The 16,917-nt window shown below is 57.7% G+C and carries 19 protein-coding genes; 10 read left to right on the top strand and 9 right to left on the bottom strand.

What is annotated here, in order from left to right; genetic code table 11:
• The first annotated feature begins 5 nt into the window (after positions 1 to 5).
• Positions 6 to 776, top strand: a complete 771-nt coding sequence (locus VE23_RS15460; protein ID WP_049868468.1) for a sporulation protein — start codon at positions 6 to 8, stop codon at positions 774 to 776.
• Positions 777 to 962: 186 nt separating this feature from the next.
• Here the strand turns inward: VE23_RS15460 and dat are convergent, their stop codons facing one another.
• Both dat and VE23_RS15450 read right to left on the bottom strand, forming a co-directional pair.
• A complete protein-coding gene (dat, locus tag VE23_RS15455; RefSeq protein WP_049868467.1) occupies positions 963 to 1,817 on the bottom strand; it encodes a D-amino-acid transaminase in 855 nt (284 codons plus the stop codon).
• Positions 1,814 to 2,440 carry a nucleotidyltransferase family protein gene (locus tag VE23_RS15450; protein WP_049868466.1) on the bottom strand — a complete coding sequence of 209 codons (627 nt, stop codon included), beginning with the start codon at positions 2,438 to 2,440 and terminating at the stop codon, positions 1,814 to 1,816. Before VE23_RS15450 ends, dat begins: the two co-directional genes overlap by 4 nt.
• Before the next feature lie 226 nt (positions 2,441 to 2,666).
• On the opposite strand from VE23_RS15450, the gene VE23_RS15445 reads away from it, so the two are divergent.
• Positions 2,667 to 3,326: an AAA family ATPase gene (locus tag VE23_RS15445; RefSeq protein ID WP_232316968.1), complete on the top strand. Its 660-nt coding sequence runs from the start codon at positions 2,667 to 2,669 to the stop codon at positions 3,324 to 3,326.
• A 93-nt stretch (positions 3,327 to 3,419) separates the two neighbouring features.
• Here VE23_RS15445 and VE23_RS15440 read toward each other — a convergent pair whose 3' ends face one another.
• Positions 3,420 to 4,703 carry an NAD(P)/FAD-dependent oxidoreductase gene (locus tag VE23_RS15440; RefSeq protein WP_049868465.1) on the bottom strand — a complete coding sequence of 428 codons (1,284 nt, stop codon included), beginning with the start codon at positions 4,701 to 4,703 and terminating at the stop codon, positions 3,420 to 3,422.
• A gap of 567 nt (positions 4,704 to 5,270) precedes the next feature.
• Between VE23_RS15440 and VE23_RS15435 the strand changes: the two genes are divergently transcribed.
• The 6 genes from VE23_RS15435 (at position 5,271) to VE23_RS15415 (ending at position 11,244) form a co-directional block, all read left to right on the top strand.
• On the top strand, positions 5,271 to 6,473 hold the full coding sequence (locus VE23_RS15435; RefSeq protein ID WP_049868464.1) for a ParM/StbA family protein: 1,203 nt from the start codon (positions 5,271 to 5,273) through the stop codon (positions 6,471 to 6,473).
• Between the two features lie 28 nt (positions 6,474 to 6,501).
• Positions 6,502 to 6,966, top strand: coding sequence for a hypothetical protein (locus VE23_RS25945; protein ID WP_084781525.1), 465 nt, complete (start codon positions 6,502 to 6,504; stop codon positions 6,964 to 6,966).
• Positions 6,967 to 7,539: 573 nt separating this feature from the next.
• A complete protein-coding gene (locus VE23_RS15425; RefSeq protein WP_048747568.1) occupies positions 7,540 to 7,980 on the top strand; it encodes a DUF1641 domain-containing protein in 441 nt (146 codons plus the stop codon).
• 51 nt (positions 7,981 to 8,031) lie between these two features.
• Positions 8,032 to 9,210 (top strand): NAD(P)/FAD-dependent oxidoreductase, encoded by a 1,179-nt coding sequence (locus tag VE23_RS15420; RefSeq protein ID WP_048747571.1) that lies wholly within the window; start codon positions 8,032 to 8,034, stop codon positions 9,208 to 9,210.
• A gap of 235 nt (positions 9,211 to 9,445) precedes the next feature.
• Complete coding sequence (locus VE23_RS25480) at positions 9,446 to 9,619, top strand: CsbD family protein (protein WP_069202479.1); 174 nt, start codon at positions 9,446 to 9,448, stop codon at positions 9,617 to 9,619.
• A gap of 338 nt (positions 9,620 to 9,957) precedes the next feature.
• Complete coding sequence (locus VE23_RS15415) at positions 9,958 to 11,244, top strand: MFS transporter (RefSeq protein WP_049868463.1); 1,287 nt, start codon at positions 9,958 to 9,960, stop codon at positions 11,242 to 11,244.
• Positions 11,245 to 12,696: 1,452 nt separating this feature from the next.
• On the opposite strand, the gene VE23_RS26575 is transcribed toward VE23_RS15415, so the two are convergent.
• The 5 genes from VE23_RS26575 to VE23_RS27085 form a co-directional block, all read right to left on the bottom strand.
• Positions 12,697 to 12,828 (bottom strand): hypothetical protein, encoded by a 132-nt coding sequence (locus VE23_RS26575; protein WP_021881005.1) that lies wholly within the window; start codon positions 12,826 to 12,828, stop codon positions 12,697 to 12,699.
• A gap of 110 nt (positions 12,829 to 12,938) precedes the next feature.
• A complete protein-coding gene (locus tag VE23_RS27400) occupies positions 12,939 to 13,070 on the bottom strand; it encodes a YjcZ family sporulation protein (protein ID WP_217900070.1) in 132 nt (43 codons plus the stop codon).
• 179 nt (positions 13,071 to 13,249) lie between these two features.
• On the bottom strand, positions 13,250 to 13,375 hold the full coding sequence (locus VE23_RS25940) for a sporulation protein YjcZ (protein WP_021881004.1): 126 nt from the start codon (positions 13,373 to 13,375) through the stop codon (positions 13,250 to 13,252).
• Positions 13,376 to 13,557: 182 nt separating this feature from the next.
• The gene (locus VE23_RS27090) at positions 13,558 to 13,689 is read right to left on the bottom strand and encodes a hypothetical protein (protein WP_021881003.1); all 132 of its coding nucleotides are present in this window, start codon (positions 13,687 to 13,689) and stop codon (positions 13,558 to 13,560) included.
• Between the two features lie 197 nt (positions 13,690 to 13,886).
• Positions 13,887 to 14,027 carry a hypothetical protein gene (locus VE23_RS27085; RefSeq protein ID WP_021881002.1) on the bottom strand — a complete coding sequence of 47 codons (141 nt, stop codon included), beginning with the start codon at positions 14,025 to 14,027 and terminating at the stop codon, positions 13,887 to 13,889.
• 190 nt (positions 14,028 to 14,217) lie between these two features.
• Here VE23_RS27085 and VE23_RS15410 point away from each other — a divergent pair, with 190 nt between their 5' ends.
• Positions 14,218 to 15,354, top strand: a complete 1,137-nt coding sequence (locus tag VE23_RS15410; RefSeq protein WP_049868462.1) for a Leu/Phe/Val dehydrogenase — start codon at positions 14,218 to 14,220, stop codon at positions 15,352 to 15,354.
• A gap of 62 nt (positions 15,355 to 15,416) precedes the next feature.
• On the opposite strand, the gene VE23_RS15405 is transcribed toward VE23_RS15410, so the two are convergent.
• Entirely contained in the window at positions 15,417 to 15,893 is a 477-nt protein-coding gene (locus tag VE23_RS15405; RefSeq protein ID WP_048747574.1) for an Lrp/AsnC family transcriptional regulator, read from the bottom strand.
• Positions 15,894 to 16,165: 272 nt separating this feature from the next.
• Between VE23_RS15405 and VE23_RS15400 the strand changes: the two genes are divergently transcribed.
• Positions 16,166 to 16,744, top strand: coding sequence for a class I SAM-dependent methyltransferase (locus VE23_RS15400; RefSeq protein WP_049868461.1), 579 nt, complete (start codon positions 16,166 to 16,168; stop codon positions 16,742 to 16,744).
• The last annotated feature ends 173 nt before the right edge of the window (positions 16,745 to 16,917 follow it).

Genomic DNA, 16,917 nt, shown 5'->3' with positions numbered 1-16,917 from the left:
CAGGGATGTCTTTTTTCAAGAATATGATGGCTTCAATCGGGATCGGGTCGGCCAAGGTCGATACGGTTCTGGAAGTATCCTACAGCGGCATTCGTCCAGGGGATGAGATCAACGGACGGGTCATCGTGACGGGAGGGGCGGTACCCCAGCAGATCAACGGCATCGAGCTGCTGCTCATGACCTCCTTCATCAAGGAAGTGAATGACCAGAAGGTCCGGGAAAACGCAGCGATCGCCAGGCTGCCCCTGCGCACGGCATTCGAGGTCAAAGCCGGGGGCAAGGAAGAGATTCCGTTCCGCTGGCAGCTGCCGGTGACGGCGCCGATCACCGCCGGCGGCACGCAGATCTGGCTGAAGACCGCGCTGGATATCGCGAGCTCTCTCGACGCATCGGACGAGGATTACATCAAGGTGCTCCCCCATCCTTTGGTGGGCGAGGTGCTGGAAGCGTTGTCCTCGCTCGGATTCCACACCCGCGAGGTCGAATGCAAATATGCCCCCCACAGTCGGTATGGGACGACTCTGCTGCAGGAATTCGAGCTGGTTCCGGGCAGAGCGTCGGGCTTCGGCAAACTCGACGAGCTGGAGATCGTCTTCATCCCTTCGGCTGCGTACGTGGATGTGCTGATGGAGGTCGACCGCCGTTCGGGCGGCTTTGCCGAGTGGCTCGGTACGGATGAATCCCGTATTTCCTTCCGTCTATACGAGGCGGATATCCAGCGCGGCAGGACTGCCCTGGCCGAGAATCTGTCCTCCCGCATCCGCAGCTGCATGTAAGAGCTGTCCGGACGGCATCCTTCGTCTGCTGAGGCTGTCTCCCTGAATATTCATCCGGATTTCCTTTGGCAAGCAATCAACCGGTCGAGGGAGAGCGGAATAGCAATAAATATAGCATGGAATAAGAAGAGAAGGCCGTCCTCCGCATGCTGGAGGGACGGCCTTCTTTTCTGCGGACAATCAGGATCAGACCGAAGCCGGCAGCGAGGTCTTCTCCAGGAACAGGCGATGCAGCTCGCGGACCGTCCCGCCCGGCGCGCCGGAGCCGATCGGCCCCTGGCCGTGGAGCTGCACAACCGGAATGATTTCGATGCCGGTGCTGGTCAGGAACGCTTCATCGGCATCCAGCAGCTCGGCCGGCGTGAACGCCTCCTCGATGAACGGGATGCCGGCTTCCAGCGCGATGCGGCGGACCGCTTCGCGCCTGATGCCGGGCAGGATCCGATTGGACAGCGGCGCGGTGCGGATGGCGCCGTCCTTGACGAGGTACATGTTGGAGCTGGAGCCTTCGGTGATGTATCCGTCCTCCCGAATCAGCACGGCCTCGAAGCAGCCCGCATCGACGGCCGCCTGCTTGGCCAGCACGTTGGGGAGCAGATTGAGCGACTTGATATGGCAGTTCATCCAGCGCTCGTCGGGATGCAGCAGGACGGATGCGCCCTGCTTGCGCAGCTCGGGATCCACTTTCCTGGAAGGCTTCACCGTCATGGACAGAGAGGCAGGCGCATCCGGGAACGGATGATTGCGGGGGGCGATGCCCCTCGTCAGCTGCATGTAAATATCGGCATGGCGCAGCCCGCTCCTCTCCAGCAGCTCGCTCATGACGGCCAGCAGCTCGGCGCGGGAGATGCCGGGGTTCAATCGGATCAGCTCCGCGCTGCGGTAGAACCGGTCGAGATGCTCCTCCAGCATGAAGCCCTTTCCGTCGTAGAAGCGCATGTACTCGTAGACGCCGTCGCCGAATTGATGGCCGCGCTCCTCTACCGGAACGACCGCCTCCTCCAGCGGGACGAACCGGCCGTTGAAATAAGCCAGACTCATGTCAACTCCTCCTTCTTGTCCTTGTCCGAAATCAGCTGCAGCCGGGGCCATTTGGCCAGCCACTGCTTGGAGCGCGTCCTGCGCAGGAACAGCCCGGCATCTGTCAGCCGGGGCCCTGGCCGCAGCCGGAGGCCGAACAAATCCTCCAGGCCATGCGGGGCGAGTACGGCTATGGCGCCGTCCTCCCTCATCGCAGCGGCGACGGCCGTTGCCGTCTCCGGCCAGCAGCTCATGGCATCGGCGACATCGCCATAAGGCGGGAGTCCGCTGACGACATGCATGCGCGCCTGGTTTTTGCAGGACCAGCGCAGCTCCGGGCAGCCTGCGCCCAGCCTGTGCTCCCATGCCTTTTCTTCCGCTTCGTCCGGATGCTCCTGATCATAATAGATGACGTCCGCATCTTCAAGCGGCGTGCGTTCCCGGTAGTCATGCAGGCGGTCCCAGACCAGATTGCGGACATAACCGGCGGCCAGCCAGGCTCCTGGCGGGCCGTGATCTCTCAAATGACTGAGATGACCGGGAGCCTGCGGATCGGACAGGAGTAAGGCAACGAGCCGTTGTTCAAGCTGCTGCTTGCGTTCGGCTCCATCTGTCCGCTGGAAGCTCCCTTGGATGTCGTTCATGCCCGACCTCCCTTCTTTCAGGTGTAATGCCCATAGAGAAGCAGGCGTATTCTCATAGAGATGCTTACCGGAAGCTTCGTACCCGGATCTTGCCTTCCCAGGGATCCGCACTTACCTCTGAGAGGGCGTCGTCTTCCGCCTCCTGCCGGCAACTTAAGAGGGGCCTCCTTCGTCTTATTGCTTCAAGACTATCATAAATGGAGATTAAAGGAAGGGCTGAAATGAAGTGAATGAACCGGGAGAAAGGAAGGCTGTCCATAACGGGTTCCGCGGCTGCCGGATCGTCTGGATCAACGGGGCTTTCGGATCCGGCAAGACGCAGACCGCCTGGGAGCTGCACCGCAGGCTTCCGGGCTCCTATGTCTTCGATCCGGAGAATGCCGGCTACTACATCAGGGCGAACATGCCCGATTCCTTGCAAAAGGGGGATTTTCAGGAGTTCCCGCTGTGGAGGCGGTTCAATTACGACATGCTGTCCTATCTGGCCGACCTTCACGACGGCGTGCTGCTCGTGCCGATGACCGTGACGGACCCGCTCAAATTCGCGGAGATTGCGGGACGGCTGCGCAGCGACGGGAGGGATCTGCGCCACTATGCGCTGCTCGCTTCCGAAGGAGAGCTGCTTCGCCGGCTGCGATCCCGGGGAGAAGGCCGCCGTTCCTGGGCTGCGGCTCAGATCGGACGCTGCGTCCGCGAGCTGAAGCAGGATGCTTTCGCCGAGCAGCTCGATACGGAGCCTTGGAGCGTCGCCGAGACGGCGGAGAGGATCGCGGCGCTCGCCGGTCTCGAGCTGCTTCCGCGCAGCGGCGGGGCTTCCGGGGCTTGGAGCCGGCTGCTGACACAGCTGCGCCATGTCCGATGGCAGAAGGGGATCGGCAAGAAATAACCGCCTGGCCTCGCCCGATCAGTGCGGAGAGCCGGGAGCGGCATGCGTCAAAAAGGACTGCAGCCCCGATTGGGCCGCAGTCCTTGGCTTCCTTTAGGCGAGCAGCGAGCGTCCGCGCTTGCCGCTGGCATCGTCTTGGCGGATGATGCGGCGCGGATTCAGCATGTCTGCCAGCGGATGCTTCTCTCCGGAAAGGGCGGCCAGCAGCATCGAGGCCGCCAGCGCACTGTAGACGGTGCCGTTGCCGCCGCAGCCCATCGAGTGGAAGATGCCGGGCTGCTCCTTGTCTTCCCCGATGAACGGAAGATCGTCCGCCGACTCGCCGAATGTGCCGCACCAGGCGTATTCCGCTTCGAATTCGGCGTCCGGGAAATAGCGCTTGAGATCGGAGAGCAGCATGTCGGAGCGGTCGCGCAGGAACGTCTCATCCCCGGCGGGGTCAGGACGGTCCTCGTCGAGCCCTCCGGCTACGATCCTTCCGTCCGGCGTCGTCCGGAAGTAGAAGTAAGGCCGGGCCGTTTCCCACACCATGCTGTCTTCCGGCCAGCCTGACGGCACGCTGCCCGGCCGGGTAGCCAGGGCGTAGGTCCGGCGCAGGATCGGCTTCAGCTCCGAGGCTGCGCTGATGCCCGGGATATAACCGGTCGCCACGACGATATGGCTGGCCGACACCTCTCCATCCCCCGCGCTGATGACCCAGCTGCCGCCGCGCCGGCGCACCTCGCGGACAGGAGATTCCTCGAAGATGGGGACGCCATTATCCGACGCCATCCGCAGCAGCGCCCTCGCGAGCCGGGGCGGATTGGCCAGAGCGTCGCCGTAAGTCGTCATGCTGGCCGGAAAAGCCTCCGCAACGCTGGAAGGCATGGCGGCGGAAGCGCCCCAGGCTACGGGGAAGCCGTTCTTCTCCAGCATCCGGAACTCCCGCACCAGCTTGGCTTCATCCGCTTCCGATGATGCGGCGTAGAGGCTCGAAGCCGGCCGGAATCCGTCGTTCCATTGGCCTGCGGCGGCGGCCAGCCGGCCGAGCGAGCCTACCGCGCCCCGGCACTGCTCATAGAACCGGACCGCCGCCTGGCCGCCATACCGGTCCGCCAGCTCGCTCATCATGATATCGTTGGAGAACTGAAGCAGCCCGGTGCTCGCGGCGGTGCTCGCCGCGGCGGCGCGCTTGCCCTCCAGAATGACGGCAGGGATGCCGGCTTCCGCAAGGGAAGCCCCGATGATTGCCCCGGTCATTCCGCCGCCGATGACGGCGACCCGGGTAACGAGCTTTTCCGACAAAGCAGGGTACTGTCCCAGCTCATCCCGCCGATCCAGCGTCGAAGGCCAGTAAAGAGTACCGTCATGTAGCTTGCGCGCAGGCTGCTTGTTCATCTGTATTTCCTCCCGTGAGGCTTAGTTAGTATTGGCTTAACCTGCCCCGAGAGGAGTTGAACCAGGGATTTGATACGCGGAGGCGCCGGCGGCTCCGCGCTTTCGGGAAACGAGGATATTCCCGTGCCAGGGCCATCGTTCCCCTTACTTCGACAGAGCAGGTAGGTTATACTTGGTAAGCCTGGATAAGGACGTGCTTCGAGCGGGCGGCTGCCGGAAGGGATGCCGGAAATTGGCGGACGAGAGCAAGGAGAGCGCTGACGGCTAGCTGTCTGGCTTTCTTAACGTCTTCACCCCGAGCGGGGCCAAGGGGAGCCTCCCGGAGCCTGGCAGGCGAAAAAACGGTAATTGTTGGGCGACGGAAGGAAATGCTCTACGGCGCGTCGAACTATATTACTGGGTATCACCATCACCAGCCGCAATTGTTTTTGGCAATTCTTCGTAATTTTGATTTGGAGCATCGGCGTCAATCAGCCTCGGAGTGGCGGGAATCCTGCGTATTGGTGAAGGAATCATTCCATGCTAGCACAGCCTCCGCGGCATGCGGAGAGCGAAGGAGGAGACAAGATGAAGGTACATTTTCAAGTAGGCAACGACAACGGCAACAGCGAGCATGACCTGTTCGTCGACGGCAAAATGATCCGCCAGCCGAACGTGTGCTGCCGGGTGGACAAGCTTCCGTGGAGCGACGAGCTCCCGCCCGAGAGCTTCATCCGCAACCTGCAGGACCAATTGATCGTCACCATCGATTCGCCCGCGGCGCGCCCCGGTATGTACTATATCGGCAAGTTCGCCCTGATGAGCGGCGAGCTGCTGGAGAACCTGCAGATCGGCATCGACAACAAGAGCGACATGGATCTGCCGATCATCAACACTTTGGCGCAGGTAGCGGCCGTAGCGGTTCAGCGTGCCTATGACGAGGCGAAGGGCGTTCCGACGGAGCCTGTAGAGGCGACGGTCGACATGGCTACGGCTCTGCCGGTCACCCAGCATACCGACGAGACGGCGGCCAAGTTCGAAGCGAAGTTCATGGAAGGGACCCATCGCGTTACCGTTCACCTGAACAAGGTCCGCGTTCCGGTATCCATCGACTTCGAATACGTCAAGGCGATTCCTGAAGCGACGCCGGTCGTGTTCGCCCTGCAGAAGGACCGCGAAGGCAACTGGCGCTCCGGCGATATTTTCCAGGAATTCGTGGACCGGTACGAGCTCGGAGCGAAGTTCACGGGGGCTTATTTCAAGGACAAGAGAGTCCTTCATACGGATATCGGCGACGGATCGACGGAATATCCGATTACCGAGGGCAACAAGTTCCTGCGCCAATTCGTGCACGGCAGCCATCATGGCGCCGGCTATGCGATCGAGGAAGCGCTGGACGACTTCAACCGCCTCGTGCATCTGCCGGACAGCCCGCGCCAGTTCTTCAGCGACGTCATCAAGAATCCGGCCCACAAGTACCATAGCCGGGCGATCCAGACGCTGCGCCGTCCGCTCGAAGGACAAGCCCGCCACATCGTGCAGAACATCCGCAAGCAGCTGACCAAGGCGCGCAACGAGATCGACGTCATCTGCGTGTACGGCGGCGGCAGCGTCCTGATGAAGCCGATTCTGCAGCCGATGCTCGAGGAGCTGTGCGAGGAGCGCGAGATCAAGCTTCTGTACATACCGGCCGAGCATGCCGTAACGATGAATGCCGAGGGACTGGACGCCTTCGTGCGCGGCAAGATCTTCGAAGCGCTCAAGTCGAAAGGGCCTAAGCAGCCGGCATAGGCGAGAAGGGTACAGGGGGTGAAGCCGGGTGAAGAAGATCAAGCAGCCCGGAGAGAATATCAGCCTGAAAACGAAAAAGAACGAATCCCCCGATGTGATGGACTGGATCAACGGCCAGTCCAATCTGATGGATTCAATCCGTTATCTGGTTGAAAACGAGATCCGCGAGCATGGCGTGCGGAATCTGCAGCTGCTCATTCCGTCCGAGAGGGGAACCCTCGTGGCCGGAAGCGGGTCGCGCATCGCCACGGCGCCTCCAGCGCCGGCGGTCGTGCCGGCGGAAGCCGAAGCGGCGCGGCGCGAGAGCGCAGCGGCTGCCGAAGCCGAAGCGCCGGCTGCCGGAGAGCTTCCGGCAACGAAGGCGGAGGAGCCGGCAGCCGTCGGCTCGGCTCCGCAGCCGGAGCCGAGCCCGGCCGAGCCGGAGCCCGCCGCCGGGCAAGCCGCGGCGGCGGAAGACGATATCGACGACGACGATATCGACAGCTGGATGTAAGCAGGTCCCCGGGGAGCTTCCGTCAGCGGAGCGGCTCCGGGGATTTTTTTTGCCCATCGGAATGATTTCCTTAGGGACTGGATTCCCGGATTTCTTCCTGTTGGTTCCGCAATCCGCGGATGGATGAGGCACAACGAAGGCCTTTGTTGGTAATTCAGACATGAATAGGCAATATTGCGCCATAATAAAAGCGTACCCGTAATTTTCTTTTGCAGTTGCAGCGGTTAAGTTGTAAACTATCGGTAGAAGTTCCGTGCCGACCGCCTGGCCGACAACGATAAGGTAGTCTTTGACTCACTCGACGTTTTCTCGGTGCCCAGGCTGGAAGCGGCCGTTTTTTTGCGTAAGCATGAAGGTCTGATGGTCTGGACTGATATGTGAATTTTGGTACAAACTCAGTCCGGCCACAACGGCATGATTCCGCATTGAGGCTGCTCCCATTCGCTGTGCGCATGATGACAACGTCCCCGCCCTCGGCCGCGACCCTGCGGAAGTTGACAGCAGCGGACGCAAGAAATCGCGGACAACCGAGGGACGGAACCGCATTTCCAGAGCAAAGGAGGAAGTAATTCCATGTCCGAAAACCAACCAACTCAAGCGGTGGCGACTCAAGAGCCATCCGCGGCGGTACAGCAGCGCGATATTCTCGACCAGCTCATGAAGCCGGAAGTTCAGGAGTCCCTTACGGTACTTGTGGATAATCTTCCGAAGCTGGCCGAAATCGTCACGCTCATGACCAAATCCTACGATGTAGCCAAGTCGCTCGCGACGGACAAAGTGCTTATCAACGACTTCGGAGGCGGTCTCGGCGAGATGGTGAAGCCGATCGTCGACAAGACCAAGACCGTCGCCCAAGCGGCTATCGAAGCCGGTGACCAAGTCAGCCACGAGTCTTCCAGCGTAGGCCTCTTCGGCCTGCTGCGCATGCTGAAGGACCCGAACGTCCAGCGCACGCTGCGTTTCACGCAGGCATTCCTGGACAATCTCGGCGAAAAGCAGAAGAACCAAAACTAACCCGCGCACTCCCCGCGGGGAGGCTGCATAGAACGTGAACGGAGGATGAACATGGCGAAGCATATTCTTATCCTGGGCGGCGGCTACGGCGGCCTGCTGGCCGCTACGACGGCACGCACGCACTTTACGCCGCAGGAAGCCCAGATTACCGTTGTCAACCGGATCAACGCGCACCAAATCATCACCGAGCTGCACCGTCTTGCCGTCGGCAACCTGTCCGAAGGCAATGTGGCGCTTCCGCTGGACAAGCTGCTGCGCGGCAAAGACATCGACCTGAAAATCGGCGAAGTCGCTGAAATCAAGCCGGACGAGAAGCAAGTGAAGCTGTCTACCGGCACGACTCTGTCCTACGATGCGCTTGTTGTCGCACTGGGCAGCGAGACGGCATTCTTCGGCATTCCAGGCCTGCAGGAGCACAGCTTCACGCTGAAATCCGTTGCAGACGCGAACAAGCTGAAAGCCCATGTCGAAGCATCCGTGGCGAAGTACAAGCAGTCCGGCAACAAAGCCGACCTGACCTTTGTCGTCGGCGGCGGCGGTCTGACGGGCATCGAGCTTGTGGGCGAATTCGCCGACATGCTGCCCGGCCTCGTGAAAAAACACGGCATCAGCTATGACGAAGTTTCCCTGTACTGCGTCGAGGCTGCTCCTACGATCCTGCCTGGCTTCCCGGCCGAGCTGGTCGAGCGCGCGACGACTTCCCTCGAGAAGCGCGGCGTCGTGTTCAAAACCGGCCTGCCGATTACGGAAATGAAAGGCACGACCGTATCCTTGAAGGACGGCAGCACGATCGAATCGAGCACGGTCATCTGGACGGGCGGCGTGCAAGGCACGGCTGTCGTGGCCAACTCCGGCATCGAAGTCAACCGCGGCCGCGCCACGGTTACGGAAGGCCTGCAGTCCACCTCGCATCCGGATGTATTCATCGCCGGAGACAGCGCTGTAGTCATGGGTCCGGAAGGACGCCCGTTCCCTCCTACGGCTCAGCTGGCTTGGCAGATGGGCGAGCTCATCGGCGCCAACATCTACGCTTACTTCAATGGCCACCAGCTGGACTCGTTCTCCCCGGTCTTCTCCGGTACGCTCGGTTCGCTCGGCCGCAAGGATGCGATCGGCACAATCGGCGGCAACCAGACCCGCCTCAAAGGCTTGCCGGCAACGCTGATGAAGGAAGCTTCCAACATCCGCTACCTGTCGCACATCAACGGCCTGTTCTCCCTGGCTTACTAATTCGTCCTCATCCGGGACCGACCCGGATGCGGACGCATGGAAGAACCGCATGGATACCCTCCATGCGGTTTTTTTTCATTCCAGGGAAGGAAAATGCCGAACGCATGCGCCTAATCGAGAAGAGGGCGGGCTGCAGCCGTCTTCCAAGCCGTCTTGGATTTTATCTCCGTTTAACCTGGGCTCATGGCGGGTAAGGAGGACTATACCCGCTACAACAGGAAAAGGAGCGATAACCATGGCAGAAGGACTTAGCGACAAAGTGAAGGGCGCAGTCAACAAGGTGAAAGGCGAAGCCAAGGACCAATGGGGCAACGCTACCGACAACCACAAGCTTCAAGTGGAAGGGAAGCTGGATAAAGCCAAGGGCGAAGTCCAGGAAAAGGTCGGAGAGTTCAAAGACCGGCATTGAAGATGAAGCGAGCAAAGACTCTTGTCTCCTAACGGGGCAGGGGTCTTTTTTTTGCATGAAGACAACCTTTCTTGCCTGTAATCTGCCGTTAGGCTTGGAATCGGGCATGGGGCCGAGGTGGAATTGAGGACCGCTCGAGAGGTGCTTCCGGATTTCTTGAATGATACTAGAGAGCCAGCCAATGAGGGACCGTCGCCTGGGAGATCCGGAGGAGGAGCGGGCGCTCCGTCCGCAGGAGGAGGCGCAGTTCCATCCCGCGCCGCTGGGAGGCGCAGCCGCCGGGTTCTATAATGAGGTCAACAGTCAACTAAATAATGGAATCGAAAGGATGACCGACCTTGAAGGAATTGATTCGCAATGGGGTGTTCATGCGCCTGTTTCTCGCTACGGTCTGCTCTCAGCTGGCCTCTACGATCGGAGCGATGGCGTTCGCCTTTTATATGCTCGATCGTTTTTCCTCCCAGCCTGCTTATGCTTCCATCGCTGAAATGCTCTACTCCGCGCCGACCGTATTCGTTTTTCTGTTTATCGGAGTGCTCGCAGACCGCTTTGACCGCAAGAAGATCGCAGAGAATACCGGATGGATCCGCACCGGGTTGTCGCTCTGCATGCTGGGGGCTTTGGCTGCGGGGGTCTGGCTGCCGGTCATCTTTCTGATCCTATTCGTTCGGGCTGGGGTGACCAAGTTCTACGCCCCTGCCGAAACAGCGATGATCCAAGGCATCCTGAAGGAAGATCAGTACGTGAAGGCCTCGGGACTGAACCAATCCGTATTCGGCGTGTTCATGCTTTTCGGAACGGGAATAGGAGCCTTTGTGTACCATACCGTCGGGATTAAGGGTGCGGTAATCATCGATACGGTCGGATTCCTGCTGACAGCTCTCCTTATCCGCTCGCTGAAGCTGCCTGTCGAGGTGACGCTGCCGAACGGCAAGCAGCCGCTCTCCTCGCTCAATATGAGATCGGTATGGGGTGACTTCAGCGTCGGCTTCCGGTATATTTTCAGCCGCAAGCTTCTGATTGCGCTGATATCCGGATTTGCTTTGTTCGGATTGATCAACGGCTCCTTCGCAATCCTGCCCATGCTGACGATGAAATACCATCTGGCCCCGGACAACTACCAGCTGTACGCCTCGCTGTTCTCCGTCTTTCTCGGCATCGGCTTCCTGGCAGGGAGCGCGCTGGGCTCCATGCTGATCGATAAATTCAAAATGCATCAAGTGCTCATCGCATGCGTTCTTGTATCCGGTCTGATCGCCTTGGTTCTGGGCTTTGTAGCTTCTCCCTGGATATACCTGATTCTAATACTAGTGATGGGAATCATCCTTGCCCCGCTGAACATCGTCATCGGCGGCTGGCTGCCCAAGCTCGTGGAGCCTTCCAAGATGGGGCGCGTGAGCGCCTGGATCGATCCTATCATGATGGCCGGACAGACGCTGATGCTCGGTCTCATCGCTTGGCTGTATCCCTCCCGCTTCACGCTGCTGGGGCTGTATCTGTTCATAGCCGTGCTGCTGCTGCTGACCTTCGTCATCTATATCTTCACGCTTCCCCGCTTTGTCCGCGAAGAAGAGGGAGCTGCCCGCATCGACAGGAAGGGAACGGCCGTTGAGACCGGACTCTAATCTTCGGGAGGGAGAGACGATTCAGCGGTTAAAGGGCAAATGGCAGTCTGGAAGGCTCTTGGATCCGTTCGTTGGAATACGGTTTGAAGGATAATGTTCGGAAATACTAGAGTCTCTCCCTCTTTTCATCCGCATTATTTGCCAATAAAACCTAAATGACCTTGTTTCCCCGTTCAATATCATCATCATCCGTTCTTTTGTGCGGTTTTTGTAGAATGATGGCTATTAAGCTTCAACGATCTTCAATGACTATGTGTATCGAGCGATTTGCTGAGAAACGCCGCCGGGTTGCAACGAACGCCCCCTTGTAGGCTTCTGTTTTATCTGATTTCTCAATGCCTTTGCTTTCGCTTTTGCTGGATTGGTTTTCGTTGAAATGGTCCCGTTCATTTGAACGGGTTTTTTTCGATTCCTGATGTTCATAAAGGGGAATGAATTATCTAAATTGAGTATGGCTAAATGAAGAAAATGATTGTGGATTCCATTAGATTCGGATTAATCGGTATTATAAAATTGCATGTAATGAACCTAGTCTATGGAACGGTCACTCTGGCATAGACTCCTTGAATTGTTTGCTTCCAGGGGATGTTAAGCAAGGGTTGCTGCCGCCTGAGCCGCCAAAGCGATGGGTTTGTGGTGGGAACGGGTAGAGTGTGGGAATGGATGGAATCACAGGGAATGGCTGAATTGGCCAGGGTGGTTTGAATGGTCGCAGCTACGGTTGCTGCTCACGATTGCAGGTCACGGTCGCAGGTACCGGTTGCAGGTCATGGTCGTTGCAGGTCTTCGTTGCAACGGTTGCAGGTCATGGCCGGCCGCGCATCACAGTCGTTGTTCATTGGTCGTTGGTCATCGGTCATTGACAATGGGCGACTGGTCACAAGCTGCTCAAATTGGGCGGACATTGTGTAGCCGACGCTCTCCCGCGGTGCGGATATTACCTCGCTGAGTTCCCTTGGGCTCTTATCTGGCCGGAAATACAATTGTTCGGGAGGGAGGCGCGATCAAGCAAAGGGAGTCCCGATGGAAGCAAATTGGGGTAGGTGAATCCGATTGAAGAGATGCTTTCAAAATAAAATTGTTCGTGATTAATCGATCCTCTCCCTCTTTTCAATCGAATATAGAGCCAATAAAGCCCAATTGGTTGATTTTTGCCGTTCATTGCAATCGATTTTTGTCTTTTCATGCGGTTTTTGTTGAATATCCTCTATTTTCAGCTGCCCTTATCGATTGCGGAATTAACGGCATTCAGATTCGTGTCTTCCTACTTGACTGGAACGATGCGCTGATGGGTTTCACGGTAAAAGTCATTCTTTATAATCGGAAATAGAATCGGATAAATTTAGATGAATCGGAAAGTTTAATTCATGCAAATCAAAACCCTTCCCGCATGACGGGAAGGGTTGGTTTTGTTTCGGGAGCATTGAATTTTTTGAAGGGGCTAGGGGGCGACTAGCACAGGAATGCGCGACTGATGATGACCAGCAGGATGAAGAGAACCAGAATGGCGCCGATGCTCGAGTAACCCCAGCCGCCGTAGCCTGCGCCTACGCCGCCAACTGCTCCGCCAACTCCATAAGACATGTGCAAATCCCCCTTTAGTGTTATAAGTTAATTTATGATTGTTGCTATCGTGATGTTCGGGCGGGAGGTACAATTGTGCAAGAGCCCAGCTGCACCTTCCTCATGCTATGCTAATAGAGGAAAGCCCGGCTGATGATAACCAGCAGAATGAAGAGAACAAGGATGGCTCCGGTGTTCGTCCACACACCACCGTATCCGACTCCTCCGCAGCCTGCTCCTACTCCGCCAACGCCGTATGACATTTGTCAAATCCCCTTTCGCTTGAGATAACACATCATACGCGGGGGCGGACCGTGATGTTTGGGCAGGAAGGTCAATCGAGGAGAAATGGGCATGCAGCAGAAAGGAGCCTTCGGCCGCTTTCATCCGAGCAGGGGAAAGCGCCGGATCGCGAGCGATCCGGCGCCAGCCGAGAAGTCGGTTAGACGAAGAAAATGCTGCTGATGATGACCAGCAGAATGAAGAGAACCAGAATGATTCCGGTGCTGCTGACACCGCCGCGAGCGGCTTCGACTTTTGTTTCTGCGCCTTCTACATATTCAGACATATCAAAACTCCTTTGTTGTGGAATGATACAATGTATGAGCTGCGGCAGCATGCCGATTGGACGGGAAGGACAAATGTGCGCTTGGCTACGTCGCGGTCGAAGCGCCTTCAAGCCGAATCGGATCGGCATGAAAAAGCCTCCTGAAGGCTGTCTTCAGGAGGCTTTTGGTTTTTACCCTCGAACTAGTACAGGAACGCGCGGCTGATGATTACGAGCAGAATGAAGAGAACCAGAATGGCGCCTGTGCTGGAATAGCCAAAGCCGCCGCGAGCGGCTTCGACTTTTGTTTCTGCGCCTTCAACGTTTTCGGACATTTCAACTCTCCTTTTCAATGGAATGATGCATCGTATGATTTTTCCTTGCATGCCGATTGGATGGGGAGGACAAATGTGCGCTCGGCCATTTTCAGTCGTTATCGGCCTCCGAAGGAAAGCTAAAACCTCCTGAAGGAAATCCTTCAGGAGGTCTCTGGTCCAAATTCAATAATACGTGAAACCTGCCCAGTCCTAGACTAGTACAGGAATGCGCGGCTGATGATAACCAGCAGGATGAAGAGAACCAGAATGGCGCCCGTGCTCGAGTAACCCCAGCCGCCGCCGTAGCCGCAGCCTGCGCCTACGCCGCCAACCGCTCCGCCAACTCCGTAAGACATGTGTCAAATCCCCTTTCTTGTGGTATGCCACATCATACGGCGAGCGCACCCGTGATGTTTGGGCGGGAGGTACAAATGTGCATATGCTGATTTTAGGGTGGTGCCCATGCGGTCCAGGCCTTGTCTGGGCATATTGGAATTGATCCTCGCATAGAAATGTAGTCCTTTCAGGGGCGAGGAGGAACATCGCATGACTATTTTCCGGGAAATAATCGGCGGCGGCTTTGAGCAGGTCGCTTTTTGCCATGATGCGGAGAGCGGTCTGAGAGCGATTGTCGCCATTCATAACACGGCAGCGGGACCTTCGCTTGGCGGATGCCGGTATATGACATACGCGGATGAGGAAGTCGCCCTGCAGGATGCGATGCGTCTCGCGCGGGGAATGACGTATAAAAACGCGGCCTACAACCTCCCTTACGGGGGAGGAAAGGCTGTCGTCTGGAGGGATCCCGCAGCTAGGATGGAGGAATGCGGACCGGAAGCGACACGGGCGCAGCGGAGGGCAGGGAGAAGCGGAACGGGGGAACTGCGGGGCGAAGAGTACGGGAGGCGGCGGCTGTTCCAGTCACTGGGACGGTTCATTGAAGGCTTGGGCGGCCGTTATATAACCGGGCTTGATCTGGGCACCTGCATCCAGGACATGGACGCGATTCAAACTCAGACTTCCTATGTAACGGATACATCGGGAAGCATCATGGCGCAGGATGATTTTACGGCCGAGATGACGGCATACGGCGTGTATCAGGGGATGAAGGCTGCCGTAGGTTATCGTCTTGGGCTGCCGTCGCTTTACGATCTCAAGGTGCTCGTTCAGGGACTTGGCAAAGTAGGCTTCCGGCTGTGCCGGTATTTATACGAGGATGGGGCCAGGCTGATCGTCTCCGACCTCAATGACTCCGCTGTTTTGGAGGCGGTGAGATACTACGGTGCAAGGCGGGTGAAGCCGGAGAACGTCTATAAGACGAAATGCGATGTATTCGCGCCTTGCGCCCTGGGCGGCATACTGAATGATGTGACCATCCCCCGGCTGCGCTGTTCGATTGTCGCCGGAGCAGCCAACAATCAGCTGTCCATGGAACGTCACGGGGAATTGATCGAGGAGAAGGGAATCCTCTATGTCCCGGATTACATCCTGAATGCCGGCGGAATCATCATCACCGCTGGAGAGCTGCAGGGATTGGGACGAGAGGAGCTTCAGGAAAGCGTGCAGGCCGTGGCTGAAACGGCAAAGGAGGTTTTCCATCTGGCGGAAAAATTCGGCATTCCTCCTTCCAAGGCGGCAAAACGGCTGGCGGAACAAAATCTGGAACGGTTGAAAAAACGATGAGCAGTAAAAAAGCCGGCTCGGACCGGAGATCCGGCAAGTCGGCTTTTGACGGGCAAGACCGTCTAGTATTTGTATTTCTTGATCAGGAGCTGGCTTTCGACGCCAGCGATGCCGGGCAGATTGTACAAGCGCTCCTGGAGAAAAGCTTCCATCTCCTGCATCGTGGCGAATACGGCGTGCATATGCAGTTTGCTCGGCCCGGTCATATGGTGAAGCGCGGTGACGGCAGGCTCGTCCGACAGCCGACGCGCTACTTCGCTGAGACGATGAGGTTCGACTTCAACATGAAAAAAGGCCGATACGTTCATGCCGATCTTCTCGGGATTGACCAAGACCGTGAATCTTTCCAGGGTGCCGTTCTCGATCAAGGCATTGACTCGTGCTTGGACGCCGACCCTGGAGATGCCTACTTCCTTGCTGATATCCGTATAAGACATCCGCGAGTTGAGGCGGAGCAGCTCGGTAATTCGGCGGTCCAGAGCATCCAGCTTGGTAGAGGGAATCGTATAGGAAGGCGGCCTGGGAGGTTGGGCGGACATTTCAATCGTCTCCTTTGGCAGGCTGATCATCGCTGGAACGGAAGTGCCTGGCATTTTTGCTAAAATCACTATATCGGGTTCGGATCGCCATTACAAGACATAAATCCATTATATGGAATTTTAAGAGCGGCATTAACGGAGCCGCCTGCGGGTTTCCATCGTCGGCAAGAGCGGCCTTTTCGTTGTCCGTCAGGCTTCTGCCGGGCCTTCCGAAGGCAAGTCCGCATACAATGCAGCAAGCGGATGGACCTTGAAGGAGGATGTGATTGGACATGATTCATGTGACGGAAGAAAAAGATTTCTTGATCCGGCTCAACGGGCTCATCGGCGGAGCGCAGACCCTTCTGGATGTAGGAAGCGGCCCCGGACCGCTCCTGACGTCCCTTCATGCCCGGCAAATAGTCGCGCTCGACGTCCATAAGCCGTACGTGGACTATATTGCGGCCCACTATCCGTCCGTTGTGCCTCTACACGCCGATGCGCTTGAGATCGGAAGGCTCTTTGTCCCAGGCTCCTTTACGGCTGTTACACTGGTGGATGTGCTTGAGCATCTGGAAAAATCGGCGGGATACGAGCTTCTGAGGCAGGCGGAAATCATCGCGCGCGAGCGGGTCATCCTGTTCACGCCGCGGGGTTTTTTCCCGCAGGAAGCTTTCGACCATTACGGGCTCAACGGCGAAAAGTATCAAATGCATCGCAGCGGATGGGAGCCGGAGGAGCTTGCGGCTCTCGGATACGAGGTTATGGTCATGAAAGGGTTTCATGATGCGTCCAACCCGGCATTTGTGAACGCATACGACAGAGATCACGAGCCGGTCGATGCGCTGATGGCCGTCAAGCGGATGGCATAAGCAGACTAGGCGGTATAGAGAGGAGAAGGCCCGCGAGCGGGTCTTTTTTTTGCTCAAAAATGGCTTCGGAATCCAATCGGGAGAATTGGACGCCGGTTTCCGACATAGCCTTCTAATAATCAAGGGGGTTAATGGCATGCCTGATCAACCGAGAAGAAGAAGACACGTATCCA

This window comes from Paenibacillus sp. D9, assembly GCF_001188365.1.
Taxonomy (GTDB): domain Bacteria; phylum Bacillota; class Bacilli; order Paenibacillales; family Paenibacillaceae; genus Paenibacillus_O; species Paenibacillus_O humicus.
The sequence above is the reverse complement of the archived record's forward strand: the minus strand, read 5'-3'. Positions and strand labels throughout refer to the sequence as shown.